This is a genomic window from Neobacillus sp. YX16, from assembly GCF_030123505.1.
Taxonomy (GTDB): Bacteria; Bacillota; Bacilli; order Bacillales; family Cytobacillaceae; genus Neobacillus.
This window is the reverse complement of record NZ_CP126115.1, coordinates 4262909-4277507: the sequence shown is the minus strand read 5'-3', so window position 1 is coordinate 4277507 and position 14599 is coordinate 4262909. Positions and strand designations below refer to the sequence as shown.

Genomic DNA, 14599 nt, shown 5'->3' with positions numbered 1-14599 from the left:
TTAAGAGAGTAATTTTTTTTGGAGGTCCGGGATGCCAACACCTAGTATGGAAGATTATATTGAACAAATATATATGTTAATTGAAGAAAAAGGGTATGCCCGTGTTTCAGATATTGCAGAAGCGCTATCTGTTCATCCCTCCTCAGTAACAAAAATGGTACAAAAGCTCGATAAAGATGAATATTTAGTTTATGAAAAATACAGGGGCTTCAGCTTAACCACAAAAGGGAATAAGATTGGAAAACGCCTTGTATTTAGACATGATTTACTTGAACAATTCTTAAAAATTATTGGAGTAAAAGATGAAAATATCTATAATGATGTCGAAGGAATTGAGCACCACTTAAGCTGGGATTCCATAGAAAGAATCGTTGACCTCGTTCAATTTTTCCAAGAAGATGAAACGAGAATAGAGGCATTAAAAGAAGTTCAAAAACAAAACGAAGCTGATTAATTGTAAAGCACCTGGCCTGAGCCAGGTGCTTTTTTAGAAGAAATCAGGGTAATGGTCAAAGGATTGTTCCAGCTCAGGGCTTAGAACAAGATTACCATCGTAATCCTCAATCGCTTGAACGCCTTTGATGACGCCGTTTGCAGCTTCCATTAATGCTTTTTGATAGGAAATAATCCGTCCTCCGGATGTGACAAAGCTGATAATCTCTCCAAAATGGTTCCGATGCAGTGCTACGACTGTTTCCACAACGTTTCCCCCCTTTGCTCGATATTCTTTCTATAATTTACAAAAAATAAACGAAGAGGGATTATAAATTTAACGACAAATTATGCTTATAAGACATAGAAAAGAAGCATCGTTTTATCCCGATGCTTCCTTTCTTAATCCCAATTAAAAGGTGTTTCCTGATAAACGTAATAGTTGAGCCAGTTTGAGAAGAACAAGTGACCATGAGAACGCCAGCGATTGATTGGCGGCTGCTTTGGATCATTGTTTGGAAAGTAATTTTCCGGAATATGAATTTCAAGTCCTCTCTCAATATCTCGATTGTATTCTTGAGCTAAGGAATCAGATTCGTATTCCAAATGACCTGTAATCATCACATGCTTTCGGTCTCTGGAGGCAACGAGCAGAGCTCCAGCTTCCTCCGAAGCAGCTAAAAGCTTAAGCTCAGGATTCTCGTGAATTTCACCAATCGATACATCTGTATATCGAGAATGGGGAGCATAAAAATGATCATCAAAACCACGCAGAAGTAAATCATTTTGCTCGAAAATTTGGTGTTCATAGATTCCTGAACATTTACGAGACAGTTCAAATTTATCAATCCCATAATGATAAAATAGTGCGGCCTGTGCCCCCCAGCAAATATGCAGGGTGGAAGTGACATTGGTTTTGGTCCAGTCCATAATCTCGGTGAGTTCTTCCCAATATTTTACTTGCTCAAACTCCATTAGTTCAACAGGAGCACCAGTAATAATCATGCCATCATATTTTTGGTTTTTGACCTCAGAATAGGTGGTATAGAATTGTTCAAGATGCTGTTTGCTCGTGTTTGTTGATTCATAGGAATTGGTTTTTAAAAATTTTACATTTACCTGCAGCGGGCTGTTTCCCAATAGCCTTAAGAGCTGCGTCTCTGCCTTTTCTTTTTCGGGCATTAAATTTAATATAAGAAGTTTTAATGGCCGGATGTCCTGACTTATTGCCCGGTCGTCGTCCATGACAAAGATATTCTCATGTTCAAGGATTTCTCTTGCAGGCAGCAGCTTTGGAATGTTAATAGGCAAGGTGCACTCCCCCTTATTTCTTATCAAGTTAAGTATATAGTATATTTTTAAAATTCGGTCATTAACATTATAAACATTATCTTAAGTTCAGAAAAGAATAATTTATTGTGAGAAATTTTACACGAAATAAATCAGTGATTTGATACAATAAAAGAGGTTTACAATTCTATGTGAATGCGGGGGATCATTTTTGCAAATGAAAACATCATATAAGTCCGACATTGAAATTGCACAAGAATCAACCATGAAGCCAATAGTTGAGATTGCCAAAACAATTGGTTTAATGGAAGATGACCTCGAACTTTTTGGGAAATATAAAGCAAAAATATCGTATGAGGCACTATCGAAAATTGAATCAAATAACAACGGGAAAATTATTCTTGTTACTTCCATTAATCCTACGCCTGCAGGTGAGGGGAAATCTACAGTAACTGTTGGTCTTGGTGACGCTTTTCAACAGATTGGCAAGAAAGCAATTATTGCTATTAGGGAGCCTTCTTTAGGACCGACAATGGGAATCAAAGGTGGGGCAGCTGGTGGCGGCTATTCACAGGTATTGCCAATGGAAGAAATTAATTTACATTTTACTGGTGACTTGCATGCGATAACTACAGCAAATAATGCTCTGGCAGCATTACTCGACAATCATATTCAACAAGGAAATGAGCTTAAAATTGACCAGCGCCGTATTGTCTGGAAACGCGCAGTTGATTTAAATGATCGTGCGTTAAGAAAGGTCATTATCGGGCTAGGCGGACCACTTCAAGGTGTACCACGTGAAGATGGCTTTGATATAACCGTTGCCTCAGAAATTATGGCCGTTCTATGTTTGGCTTCAGATTTGAAGGATTTAAAATTACGATTAGCACGAATGGTTGTTGCCTATAATGACAAAAAGGAACCTGTAACGGTTGGGGACCTTGGGGTTGAAGGTGCACTGACATTATTGTTAAAGGATGCGGTGAAACCGAATCTCGTACAAACCATTGAACATACACCTGCTCTCGTGCATGGCGGGCCTTTCGCTAATATTGCTCATGGCTGTAATAGTGTGATTGCTACACGTGCTGCTGCAAAATTAGGAGATTATGTGATCACAGAAGGCGGCTTTGGAGCTGATTTAGGAGCGGAAAAGTTTTTACATATTAAAGCAAGAAGTGCGGGTATTAAGCCAGAAGCAGTGGTAATTGTTGCAACTATCCGGGCATTAAAAATGCATGGCGGGGTAGCAAAATCTGATTTGGCGAAGGAAAACATCGCATCGTTAACGCTGGGCGCTGCTAATCTGCAAAAACATATTGAGACAATTAAAAGCTTTGGTTTACCAGTGGTTGTAGCGATTAATAAATTCGTTACAGATACAGAGCTAGAAGTGCAAACACTGCTTGAATGGTGTAAGCGGGAGGGCGTTCCTGTTGCTTTAACAGAGGTTTGGGAAAAAGGTGGTGCAGGTGGAATTGAGCTTGCAGAAGCACTTCTATCGGTAATTGAAAAAGAAGAAAATAAGTTTCATCCTCTTTACGACCTATCTGATTCACTTGAATCAAAAGTAAGAACGATAGTTCAAAAGGTTTATGGAGGAAAAGATGTAGAATTCTCGTCAAAAGCAAAAAAACAGCTTGAGGATTATGAAAAATTTGGATGGTCCAATTTAGCCATTTGTATGGCTAAGTCACAATATTCCTTGTCTGATGATCCAACGAAACTTGGGAGACCATCTGACTTCACGGTGAATGTCAGGGAGTTCAAACCATCGATTGGAGCTGGTTTCATCGTGGCTCTAACGGGAGAAGTAATGACCATGCCAGGACTGCCGAAGAAACCTGCAGCCTTAAATATGGACGTGGACGAAAAAGGAAGGGCACTAGGTTTGTTTTAACAAATTGAGGTGAGTTGAATGTTTGATCCAACTGCTTTTGATAATATGAAGGTAGTCATAGAAGGCGCAATTTACGATTTAGACCTTGCAGGTGAAATTGTTATCATTGATCGCAACGATCAGATGAACATGGCGAAAATGTCGCGAAGCTTTGATATGCACTTTCAATTACCTGATGCAAAAGGAAATATTGTTACTGCCAAAATGGAAATCAAAGCTGATATGGTGAATCTCGCTGCTGAGCTTTTATCTGATGTGCTTTCACAAAAACATTCAGGATGTAAATTAAGACTTCAATTTTTTCATAAGGACATTACCGACGAAAAACAATTAAAGGAAATTAATTGGATCCTTACTGAAATTTGGGGAGTAACAAGAGAAATTTGTCAATCCGTTACGATTACCCCCTCCAAAGCACTAATTACAAATACTATTTCAATTGAATTTGACAGACTCATCGGTGAAGACCAAATGAATGATTTGGTTGAATTGCTTGATTTTATGGTAACAACCATTCAACACTTGCAATCATACCTTCTTGAAATCAGTAATTAAACTCCAAAAACCAGCTAATTAATTTTAGCTGGTTTTTTATTGTATAAATTATTTACAATATTTCGATTTCAAGGTACGATTATTTTAACTAGATATTAAGACCTCATACCAATAATAAGGGGAGATTACATTGGTTAAAACGGCATGGGTAACTGACAGTACCGCTTTTTTAGATGACGAATTAAAAAATCATCCCGATTTGTATACAATACCATTAACAATATTACTAGATGGTGAAGAATTTGCTGACGGAATTGATTTAACCGCAGCACAGCTTTATGCAAGATTGAAGGAACTTAAGTCTCCACCTAAAACCTCGCAGCCAGCAGTAGGAGTTTTCAAAGAATTATACGAAAATCTTTCAAAGGATTATGACCAAGTGGTGGCAGTTCTACTATCAGGTAAACTAAGTGGAACAGTATCCTCTAGTGAACAGGCAGCGAAACTTGTTGACATTCCAGTTACAACCTTTGATTCCCAAATCCTAACTGCGCCAATGACGGCTTTATTAAAAAAGGGAATTGAACTAGTAGAAGCAGGCAACAGTATTGAATCTGTAATCGATCAATTAGAAGCATTAAAGACAACTAATGAGACGTATGTTCTAATTGGAAGCTTAGAACAGCTTCACCGCAGCGGCAGGATGTCTGGATTACAGTTCTTTTTAGGAAGTATGCTAAATGTCAAGCCGATCATTTCTATTGAAGATGGTGCCCTTAATACAAAAGAAAAAGTAAGAAGTGATAAGAAGGCTAAAGAAAAGATTCTTGATTACCTTAAATCTTCTTACGAAAAGCATAAGTTTAGAGAAGTTTATATTCTATATGGCCTACACCAGGAGCCCGCTAATGAATGGAAAGTGGAAATAGAAAAATTATATCCTGAGCTGAGCGTGATTTGTTGTCCGCTGGGTGCTGTTATTGGTGTTCACGCCGGCGAAAACACACTCGGCATCAGCTGGCATAATGGACTGAAATAACTTTATCCCCTAGTGAGCATACTAAAATGGCTGTTCATTTTAGCTGAGGGGGTAATCACCATTAGTAAGCAAGGAAGACAAAATCCAAATATGACGCGTGAGCAAATTGAAAAACAAGATCAGAAAAATGATGTTGAATTAGGAAGCGAGTTTACAATTGGGAACACAAAATCGCAAAGCCAGAAAAAAAGCGGCCGTCAAGCAAACAAAAAATAACTCCGAATTCTTTCGGGGTTATTTTTTGTGCGTTTTTCATGGTAAAATAGCATGGGTGAAGGAAGGTGTTTCTAAATGAACGAACAAATTATCAAACAAAGTGCAGCTTATGTCCGTAGTGAACTAGGGGAAGACGCAACAGGACATGATTGGTATCATGTTGACCGTGTGAGACGGAATGCTTTACATATATGTCATCAAGAGCAAGCGGGTGACCCATTTATTATTGAAATGGCGGCCCTTTTGCACGATATACCTGACGAAAAGCTAAATGAAAGTGCTGAAGCAGGGCGAAATAAACTGGATTTATTTTTTCAAAGTATTGAACTGCCAAAAGATGCACAGAACGCTATTGTTCAAATTATAGAAAGTATTTCATATAAAGGCGGAAGAAAAACGGAGCTAAAGAGCATTGAGGCAAAAATCGTTCAGGATGCGGACCGATTAGATGCCATTGGAGCGATTGGTATTGCAAGGGCTTTTGCTTATGGCGGTAAAAAAGGACAACCCATCTACGATCCAACTGTAAATGTTCGGGAAGAAATGAGCCTAGAAGAATACCGAAAAGGAAAATCAACCAGTATTCATCATTTCTATGAAAAATTATTAAAATTGAAGGACTTACTAAATACAGATACAGCGAAGGAAATAGCAGAAAAACGTCATCAAGTGATGGAGCGATTTTTAGAACAATTTTATCTAGAATGGGATGGTCAAGACCGATGAAAATGCTCACAGTAGAAAATGTTACGAAAACGTATGGAGAAAAGCAGCTTTTTAACAATATTTCCATTACGATTGGTGAAAAAGAGCGTGTCGGCTTAATTGGTATCAATGGAACGGGAAAATCCTCTCTTTTAAAAATTATTGCTGGCCTGGATCAGCCGGATGATGGCAAGATTATTACGGGCAAGGATTACACTATTGCGTTTCTTGACCAGCAGCCAGATTTGGATTCAGATAAAACGGTTCTTGAACAAGTTTATCATGGAGATGCTCCTATTCTTAGGTTAATGCGTGAATACGAAAAGACGCTTTTGTTATTAAATACAGCTCCAAATGATACGAAGATTCAAGAGGATTTATTCCAACTGCAAAAACAAATGGATGCTTTAAATGCTTGGGATGCAAGTACAAACGCCAAATCGATTTTAATGAAACTTGGAATTGAGGATTTTACAAAGAAGATTGGTGAGCTTTCTGGGGGACAGAAGAAAAGGGTAGCCTTAGCTCAAGTACTAATTGCTGAGCCGGATTTACTGATTCTCGATGAGCCTACAAACCACCTAGACTTTGACTCTGTAAAGTGGCTCGAGGATTACTTGAGTAGATATAGCGGATCTATCCTGCTTGTCACACATGATCGATATTTTTTAGATCGGGTTGCTAATAGAATGTTCGAACTAGATGGCGGTAATCTTTATAGCTACAAAGGAAATTATGCCGCATTTCTAGAAGCAAAAGCCATCCGTGAAGAAAATGAGGCAGCAACCTTTGAAAAAAGGCAGAATCTTTTTAGACGAGAGCTTGAATGGATGAGACGTGGTGCTAAGGCACGTACAACGAAGCAAAAAGCGCGGATTCAACGTTTTGATGAACTTGACGATAAGCTTTCTGGCGGGAAGCCAACAGGTGAAAAGGTTGATATCTCATTAAATGGAAGCAGGCTTGGGAAACAGGTTTTTGAACTCAAGGATGCATCTAAGCGTTACGAAGCAAAAACAATCCTAAATCACTTTGATTTACTTGTAAAACCAGGGGATCGCCTTGGGATAATCGGCAGAAATGGAACAGGAAAGTCGACATTACTAAATGTTCTGGCTAAAAAGCTGCCGCTCGATGAAGGGGAATTCATCATGGGGCAGACGGTGAAGATTGCTTACTATACACAGGAAAATGAAGATATGGATGAGAACAAGCGGATGATTGAATATATTAAAGAAACCGCAGAGGTGATTGAGACGTCAGATGGGAAAACACTATCTGCAGCACTCATGCTCGAACGTTTTCTATTCCCGCCATTCTCCCATGGAACACCAATTCGCAAATTATCTGGCGGAGAAAAGCGCAGGTTATACTTATTGAAGCTATTAATGACGGCACCTAATGTCCTTTTGCTGGATGAGCCGACAAATGATCTAGATACACAAACATTGACGGTTTTGGAAGATTATCTTGAAGATTTCCCTGGCGTTGTGATTACCGTATCCCATGACCGATATTTCCTTGATAAAGTGGTGGATCAACTGATTGTCTTACGTGGAGAAGGCAGGATTGATTCTTTCTATGGAAATTACAGTGAATACCTAGAAAAAGAATCGGCTGTAGAAGCGAAAAAGACGGTTGGAAGCTCAGTTGTATCTGCTAAAGCTCCTGAAAAGGAAAAAAAGAAAAGAATGACCTTTAAGGAGAAAAAAGAGTGGGAAGAAATTGACGATTTGATTGAGAAAACGGAATCCCGCCTAGAAGAAATCGCAGAAGACATCGGTAACACCGGCAGCGACTTCACAAAAGCGCAGGAATTAATGAAATTAGAAACAGAATTAAACGAAAAGCTCGAGTATTTGATTGAAAGATGGGAATATCTAGCTGAATTGGCTGAAAGTGAGTAGAAAATTGCGTCGATGACGTACTTTTTTTTCGAGAAATATAAATTTCAGCGTTAGCAATCACCTAAGACCAATTTCTAGAATGAACTATCACCATTATGTTAAACTTGTAAAGAGAAACTAAAGAATTAGGTGATCTTCATGAAAATAAAGGCAATCGAACCAACTCCAAGCCCAAATACGATGAAAATAATCTTAGATCAAGAACTGCCAATGGGGAAAAGCCATAATTATAAAAAAGAAACATCCGCCCAAGCACCAGCCATTATACAAAGTATCCTTCAAATTGAGGGAATTAAAGGTGTTTATCATGTTGCTGATTTCCTTGCTGTTGAAAGAAATGCGAAGTTTGACTGGAAGGACCTATTGCCTCAAGTCCGACACGCGTTTGGCGAAACAGCTGAACGAGCAACTGAGTCCAAAACCAAACTAGATGAGCACTTTGGTGAAATCAAGGTTGAAGTCCAAATGTTTAAGGACATTCCTCTTCAGGTAAAACTGACAGATGGAACAACAGAAAAAAGATTTGGAATGCCGGAATACTTTTTAAAAGCAAGAGAACGTGCTCAGCTGCGAGATGAAAATTATATCCTGCTCCGTCGATGGGATCAGCAAGGAGTTCGCTATGGTGAATTTGACCAAATTGGTCAGGAAGTAGTCGAAGAATTAATTGCAGCTTATCCAACTCAGCGGCTTGAGGACCTAGTCTCCAAAGCCCAAACAAAGGAATCTGCAACGAAACCTATACCAATAAGAGAACGTAGAAAAGTTACCTTAGAATCGTTAGACAATCCTGATTGGCAGATTCGCTATCAGCTTCTTGAACAAATGGATGATCCTGAACTAGAGGATTTACCTGTTTTAGAAAAAGCGTTAGCAGATGAAAAGCCATCGATTCGCAGACTTGCCACGGTTTACCTAGGGATGATTAAAGACCAAAACGTATTACCATATTTATATACGGCATTAAAAGATCAGACTGTGACAGTAAGAAGGACTGCTGGAGATTGCTTATCAGACCTTGGTTTTCCTGAGGCAAGTAAAGAGATGACCATTGCACTTCAAGATTCAAGCAAACTAGTTCGTTGGCGTGCTGCGATGTTTTTGTATGAAGTGGGTGATGAGGGTTCATTGCCAGCCTTAAAGGCGCTTGAAAATGATCCTGAATTTGAGGTCAGTATGCAAATAAAAATGGCAATCGAAAGAATCGAAGGCGGCGAAGCTGCAAAAGGTTCTGTATGGAAGCAAATGACAGAAGCGCGGAAAACAGACAACTAAATTGCACAAAGCAATTTAGATATAGTAAACTGCAAATATAGAAAGTGAGGTTTTTATTATGTCAATGGCATATGAAGAATACATGAGACAAATGGTTTTACCAATGCGTGAGGAATTAACAAGAACAGGATTCCAAGAACTTACTTCAGCTGAAGAAGTGGAAAACTACATGGGAAATGCAAGTGGTACCACACTTGTGGTTGTAAATTCAGTTTGCGGATGTGCAGCTGGACTAGCAAGACCTGCAGCAACGCAGGCTGTATTGACTAGCGATAAAAAACCAGAACATCTTGTAACCGTCTTTGCCGGCCAGGATAAAGATGCAACAGCGAAAATGCGTGAGTATTTCGAGGGCATTGAACCATCTTCTCCATCAATGGCATTGTTAAATGGAAATAAAGTGGTTCACTTTATACCTCGCCATGATATTGAGGGCATGCCTATGGAATCCATAATGGATAATTTAAAGGCAGCATTTGAGGCCAATTGTTAAAAGGATGTCATTTGACGTCTTTTTTTTTTGGGTTTTTTTAAGGTACAGTAAAAATAAAAATTTCTACTATTCTTTAAGTAATGATTTTTCCAATTTGCCTGGAAAAGAAGTATAATAATTGGTAAGAGTCAAAAAATATCGGAAAAATTAGCAATTCTTCCACGTACAAAGGGGAATTTAGATGAATAAGTGGATTCGTAAATCGGTTGTCGTACTAGTTTCACTTTTAACATTTGGTCTTATTACACCGACTCAATTAATAAATAACGTTAATGCTGAGAAACCTAATGAGAGAGATACATTTGAATCAATATCATCGGGGCAGACTAGCTATTTTGAAGAATCGCGTTTAGATAAAGAAGCGATTCTAAAAGAGTTACTTAAACAAGCGGAGCAGCAGTCCTATCAAAAATTTGGGACTCGAATTAAACCTGTCATAGAGAATGAATTTAGGGAAATTATTTTGCCAAATATTGAAAAAGCCTTAGAAGAAACAGCAGCACAATTTCCAACTGAGGACTTAGTAAATTTAGCCATCACTGAGTCTCCAGGCAAAGGGCAGTCAGAGAAGATTTTCAATATCAAAAACAGTGATACAAATAGTGATGTTCTTCGGTTTCATGTTAGAAGAGATAACCCGCCGCAAGCAGGTTACTGGTTTAACTTTCATTACCATACATATCATGACGGGTTCCAAAGTCATCATGAGCTTGGATCAATCTATTGGGATAAAAATACACCGCCGAAATGGATGAGTTAATGATTTGCGTAATACTATGAAAAAGTTTTATTATTATTAATGAAACCTTTTCTAGAGAATTTCGTATATAGACTATTACCTAAAATGGAGGAATGAAAAAATGGCAATTAGTTTATCAAAAGGACAAAAAGTAGACTTAACAAAAACAAATCCTGGATTAACAAATGTAGTAGTTGGATTAGGCTGGGATACAAATAAATATGATGGTGGTAATGATTTCGATCTAGATTCATCCGTTTTCTTATTAGGCGAAAATGGTAAAGTTACAAACGAAACTGATTTTGTTTTCTACAATAATCCAAAAGGTGCTAACGGTGCCGTTGTACATAATGGAGATAACAGAACAGGTGAAGGTGACGGGGATGATGAGCAAGTTAATATCAATTTAACTGCAATCCCAGCTAACATTCAGCGTGTGACTTTCACGATTACGATTCATGACGCAGCCGCAAGAAACCAAAACTTTGGTCAAGTTTCCAATGCATATGCTCGTATTTTCAATGAAGCAAACGGTGAGGAACTAATCCGTTATGATTTAGGAGAAGATTTCTCTATCGAAACGGCAGTTGTAGTTGGCGAATTATACCGTCATAACGGCGAATGGAAGTTTAGCGCAATTGGCAGCGGCTATCAAGGCGGCCTTGCAGCTCTTGCTACAGACTTTGGATTATCAGTAGGATAACAACTAGAATAAAGACCCAGCACTCGCTGGGTCTTTAACAAAAAACATATAACATCCGGGAGGAATTTTTTTTATGTCTGTTTTGCAAGGAATTTTAGATACGTATGCACAATTTTTTAACTGGGAAATGTGGGGGCAGGTTTTAACAGACCCTGTTGCATGGGGCTTGATTGGAACACTGGTCATCCTTGAAGGATTACTTTCTGCGGACAACGCACTTGTTTTAGCTGTAATGGTGAAACACTTACCACCTGATCAACGTAAAAAAGCACTTTTCTATGGATTATTAGGCGCCTATGTTTTCCGTTTTATCGCAATTGGGGTAGGGGTATTCTTAATTAAGCTTTGGTGGGTAAAGATTTTAGGTGCAGGGTACCTAGCATGGTTATCTATTAAGTACTTCATGGATAAACGTAAAGCAGCACAGAGTGACGAGGAAGAAGCTCATGGTATGAACCAAACAGGTCTTCTTATTCGTCTTTTTGGAACCTTCTGGGGAACAGTTGTTGCAGTTGAAATAATGGATATTGCCTTTTCTGTTGATAGTGTGCTGGCTGCCTTTGGTGTCAGTGAAGAGATTTGGGTATTATTAGTCGGCGGTATGCTTGGGGTATTGATGATGCGTGGTATTGCCGGAGTTTTCTTGAAATTAATTGATCGCATACCTGAGCTTGAAACATCTGCTTATGTCTTAATTTTATTAATAGCAGCAAAAATGCTTATCGCTGTTTTCGGTATTCACCTGCCACATTCGGTCTTCTTTATTATTATTTTAGTTACATTCGGTGCCACTTTCGTTGTTCACTACATGAACAAGAAGAAAGAAGTGGGCAAAGAATCATAATTATCAACGTACGACATAAAATGGGGAACAGACGAAAGTCAGTCCCCATTCTTTTTTATTAAAGGAGTCATTTAGAATGAAGTATTTTACTTATTTTTATGAAAATGAGCTTAAGGCATTATTTTTTCAAAGTCCTAAGGACTTTAACAAGTACAGTGATCGGGAGCTTTTATCTTATGGTCTAGGTGCAACGCTATATATGCCGGCAACTCGTCCAAACATTCATCAAGACCTCCTCTCAAAAAAGCATGAAGGATTAACTTCGCTCGTTATCGATCTTGAGGATGCTGTTGGCGATATTGAAGTTGAAAAAGCGGAAGTATTGCTAGTAGAGGAATTGCTTAAGCTATATGGTGAAATCAACAAAAAATATTTAACGATTGACGATTTACCTCTTATGTTTATCCGAATTCGGAATATAGAGCAGCTTAAAAGAATCAAGGAACAATTAGGGAATGCGATTGGATTGTTAACGGGAGTGGTTTTACCGAAATTTAATACGGAATCTGGTGAAGCTTTATTAGCTGAGGTTGCAAATATACATACAGAATACAAGCCTTTTTATGCCATGCCTATTCTTGAAAGTGATAAAATAATACAAAAAGAAACAAGAATGACCGAATTAATGTCGATTAAACATCTCCTGGATCAGTATAAGAATAATATTTTGAATGTTCGAATTGGGGCTACAGATTTCTGCGGGTTATATGGAATTCGTAGAAGTGTAGATACCACGGTCTACGAGATTGCTGTTTTACGAGATTGCATTGCTGATATTATTAATGTTTTTCAACGATCGGAAAGCCCCTATGTGATTTCAGGACCGGTCTGGGAGTATTTCAACTCGAAACCAAGAATGTTAAAACCACAGCTAAGGCAAACTCCTTTTCGCGAACGATATGGTGACGAAGGTTTGAAATGGCGTGCTGAACTAATTGACCAAAATTTGGACGGTCTTATCAGAGAGGTCTTAATGGACATTGCCAATGGGCTAACGGGAAAAACAATTATTCATCCTACCCATATTAAAGCAGTCCAGGCCCTCAATGTTGTAACATACGAAGAATACATCGATGCTTGTTCGATTGTTGAAGCGGCAAACGGTGAAATTGGTGTGAAAAAGAGTAATTTTTCCAATAAGATGAATGAAATTAAGCCCCATTTATTTTGGGCAAGAAAAATTCTATTAAAATCTCAGCTTTACGGGGTGCTGCATGAAGGATACACAAATATCGACCTTATCAAAAAAGACGTATACGTATACAATTCTTGACAGTATTAACGTTGATATTGAAGTAACTGCTAACCATTATCAGTTGCCTCTTGACGACCTGTTTACAATGGCAGCAAGAATTAATAAAAAACGTTCGTTTTTATTTGTCAGTAAAGTTCTTGGAAAGCATTTGCCCATTCATCCACAAAAAGGTCTGTTAACAGCCGCATTACTTGCAGCAAGCTATGCAGAAAGAATCAAAGGATTGAATGCTCAGGTTACAGAAGAATTAATAAACACTTTTATTCAGAAAGAATCACAGTTTCAAAGTAAAGCCTTTATCCCTAGCTCTGTTAACCCGGTAGTTATCGGATTCGCTGAGACTGCTACCGCACTTGGGCACGCTTTTTTTGATTGCTTTGAAGGTGCAGAGTTTTTTCACACGACGCGAGAAGAGATAAGTAGTTTAACACCTTGTATAACCTTTGAAGAAGAGCATTCTCACGCTACCTCGCATCGCTGCTATATTCCGCTCAACATGATCAATAATGATCGTGAAATTATCTTAGTTGATGATGAAATGACCACGGGAAAAACAGCCATCAATATTATTCAATCCATCCATGCCCAGTTTCCTAGGAAGGAATATACTGTTGTATCAATTTTGGATTGGCGTTCAGCGGAAAACAAACAACAGTTTGCACAGTTAGAAAAAACACTTGGGGTAACGATTAACATCGTGAGCTTGATAAGTGGAGAGGTTCAAGTTGAAGAGAGTGGTAAGCTTCAAGAACAAGAGCAGCCGCTTACGTATCAAGGAATTGAACTGTCTATTGAAGAAGTCTCATTATCTGATTTCTTTGATAAAACTTGTACCTCAATTAATAATTCAACTCCTCTTATCAAGGAAACAGGCCGCTTTGGGACAGATAGCCATGATAATAAAGTACTTCATAAGAAAATAAGTGATGCAGCTGCTGTGTTAAGACAGCACAGAACGGGAGGAAAAACTCTTTGTTTAGGAACTGGGGAATTCATGTATATGCCAATGAAATTGGCTGCGGAAATGGGAAGTAATGTTTTCTATCAATCCACGACTAGAAGTCCCATCTATATTCAAGATATAGAAGGCTATGGGGCAAGACATGGAATCAGTTTTCCTAATCCAGAGGACCAGGATGTTGCCCATTTCGTATACAATATTCCGCCCGGAGAATATGACGAATTATTTGTTTTTTTAGAAAGAGAAGTACCTGCTGAAAACCTTAGGCCATTCTTAAAACAAGTAGAAAAATTACAGATAAAGTCGATTAAAATCGTCTTTTTCTCACATTCATTGGGGTGAAAA

General features: G+C 38.4%; 16 protein-coding genes. 14 read left to right on the top strand and 2 right to left on the bottom strand.

Annotated elements, in window-relative coordinates; translation table 11 throughout:
- Positions 1-31 precede the first annotated feature (31 nt).
- Positions 32-454 (top strand): transcriptional regulator MntR, encoded by a 423-nt coding sequence (mntR, locus tag QNH48_RS20995; RefSeq protein WP_095250523.1) that lies wholly within the window; start codon positions 32-34, stop codon positions 452-454.
- 33 nt (positions 455-487) lie between these two features.
- On the opposite strand, the gene QNH48_RS20990 is transcribed toward mntR, so the two are convergent.
- Together QNH48_RS20990 and metA are read right to left on the bottom strand one after the other, a co-directional pair.
- Positions 488-700 carry a DUF3892 domain-containing protein gene (locus QNH48_RS20990; protein WP_133367144.1) on the bottom strand — a complete coding sequence of 71 codons (213 nt, stop codon included), beginning with the start codon at positions 698-700 and terminating at the stop codon, positions 488-490.
- Positions 701-834: 134 nt separating this feature from the next.
- Complete coding sequence (gene metA, locus QNH48_RS20985) at positions 835-1743, bottom strand: homoserine O-acetyltransferase MetA (protein WP_283951867.1); 909 nt, start codon at positions 1741-1743, stop codon at positions 835-837.
- Positions 1744-1939: 196 nt separating this feature from the next.
- Between metA and QNH48_RS20980 the strand changes: the two genes are divergently transcribed.
- The 13 genes from QNH48_RS20980 to QNH48_RS20920 all read left to right on the top strand — a co-directional run bounded on the left by QNH48_RS20980 (position 1940) and on the right by QNH48_RS20920 (position 14596).
- Positions 1940-3622 (top strand): formate--tetrahydrofolate ligase, encoded by a 1683-nt coding sequence (locus QNH48_RS20980; protein ID WP_283951866.1) that lies wholly within the window; start codon positions 1940-1942, stop codon positions 3620-3622.
- Positions 3623-3640: 18 nt separating this feature from the next.
- Entirely contained in the window at positions 3641-4177 is a 537-nt protein-coding gene (locus tag QNH48_RS20975) for a hypothetical protein (RefSeq protein ID WP_283951865.1), read from the top strand.
- A gap of 130 nt (positions 4178-4307) precedes the next feature.
- Positions 4308-5156 carry a DegV family protein gene (locus QNH48_RS20970; protein ID WP_283951864.1) on the top strand — a complete coding sequence of 283 codons (849 nt, stop codon included), beginning with the start codon at positions 4308-4310 and terminating at the stop codon, positions 5154-5156.
- Positions 5157-5168: 12 nt separating this feature from the next.
- Positions 5169-5372: a hypothetical protein gene (locus tag QNH48_RS20965; RefSeq protein WP_283951863.1), complete on the top strand. Its 204-nt coding sequence runs from the start codon at positions 5169-5171 to the stop codon at positions 5370-5372.
- Between the two features lie 75 nt (positions 5373-5447).
- Entirely contained in the window at positions 5448-6098 is a 651-nt protein-coding gene (locus tag QNH48_RS20960) for an HD domain-containing protein (protein ID WP_283951862.1), read from the top strand.
- A complete protein-coding gene (locus QNH48_RS20955; protein ID WP_283955841.1) occupies positions 6095-7984 on the top strand; it encodes an ABC-F family ATP-binding cassette domain-containing protein in 1890 nt (629 codons plus the stop codon). Before QNH48_RS20960 ends, QNH48_RS20955 begins: the two co-directional genes overlap by 4 nt.
- Positions 7985-8122: 138 nt before the next feature.
- Positions 8123-9259 (top strand): conserved virulence factor C family protein, encoded by a 1137-nt coding sequence (locus tag QNH48_RS20950; RefSeq protein WP_283951861.1) that lies wholly within the window; start codon positions 8123-8125, stop codon positions 9257-9259.
- A gap of 58 nt (positions 9260-9317) precedes the next feature.
- Entirely contained in the window at positions 9318-9752 is a 435-nt protein-coding gene (locus QNH48_RS20945) for a BrxA/BrxB family bacilliredoxin (RefSeq protein WP_283951860.1), read from the top strand.
- 181 nt (positions 9753-9933) lie between these two features.
- Positions 9934-10512, top strand: coding sequence for a YpjP family protein (locus tag QNH48_RS20940; RefSeq protein WP_283951859.1), 579 nt, complete (start codon positions 9934-9936; stop codon positions 10510-10512).
- A 100-nt stretch (positions 10513-10612) separates the two neighbouring features.
- Entirely contained in the window at positions 10613-11194 is a 582-nt protein-coding gene (locus QNH48_RS20935) for a TerD family protein (protein ID WP_095250535.1), read from the top strand.
- Between the two features lie 73 nt (positions 11195-11267).
- Positions 11268-12038 (top strand): TerC family protein, encoded by a 771-nt coding sequence (locus tag QNH48_RS20930; protein ID WP_283951858.1) that lies wholly within the window; start codon positions 11268-11270, stop codon positions 12036-12038.
- Between the two features lie 76 nt (positions 12039-12114).
- Positions 12115-13311, top strand: coding sequence for an HpcH/HpaI aldolase/citrate lyase family protein (locus tag QNH48_RS20925; RefSeq protein WP_283951857.1), 1197 nt, complete (start codon positions 12115-12117; stop codon positions 13309-13311).
- Positions 13253-14596: a phosphoribosyltransferase family protein gene (locus QNH48_RS20920; protein WP_283951856.1), complete on the top strand. Its 1344-nt coding sequence runs from the start codon at positions 13253-13255 to the stop codon at positions 14594-14596. The genes QNH48_RS20925 and QNH48_RS20920 overlap by 59 nt, the downstream gene beginning before the upstream one ends.
- Positions 14597-14599 lie beyond the last annotated feature (3 nt).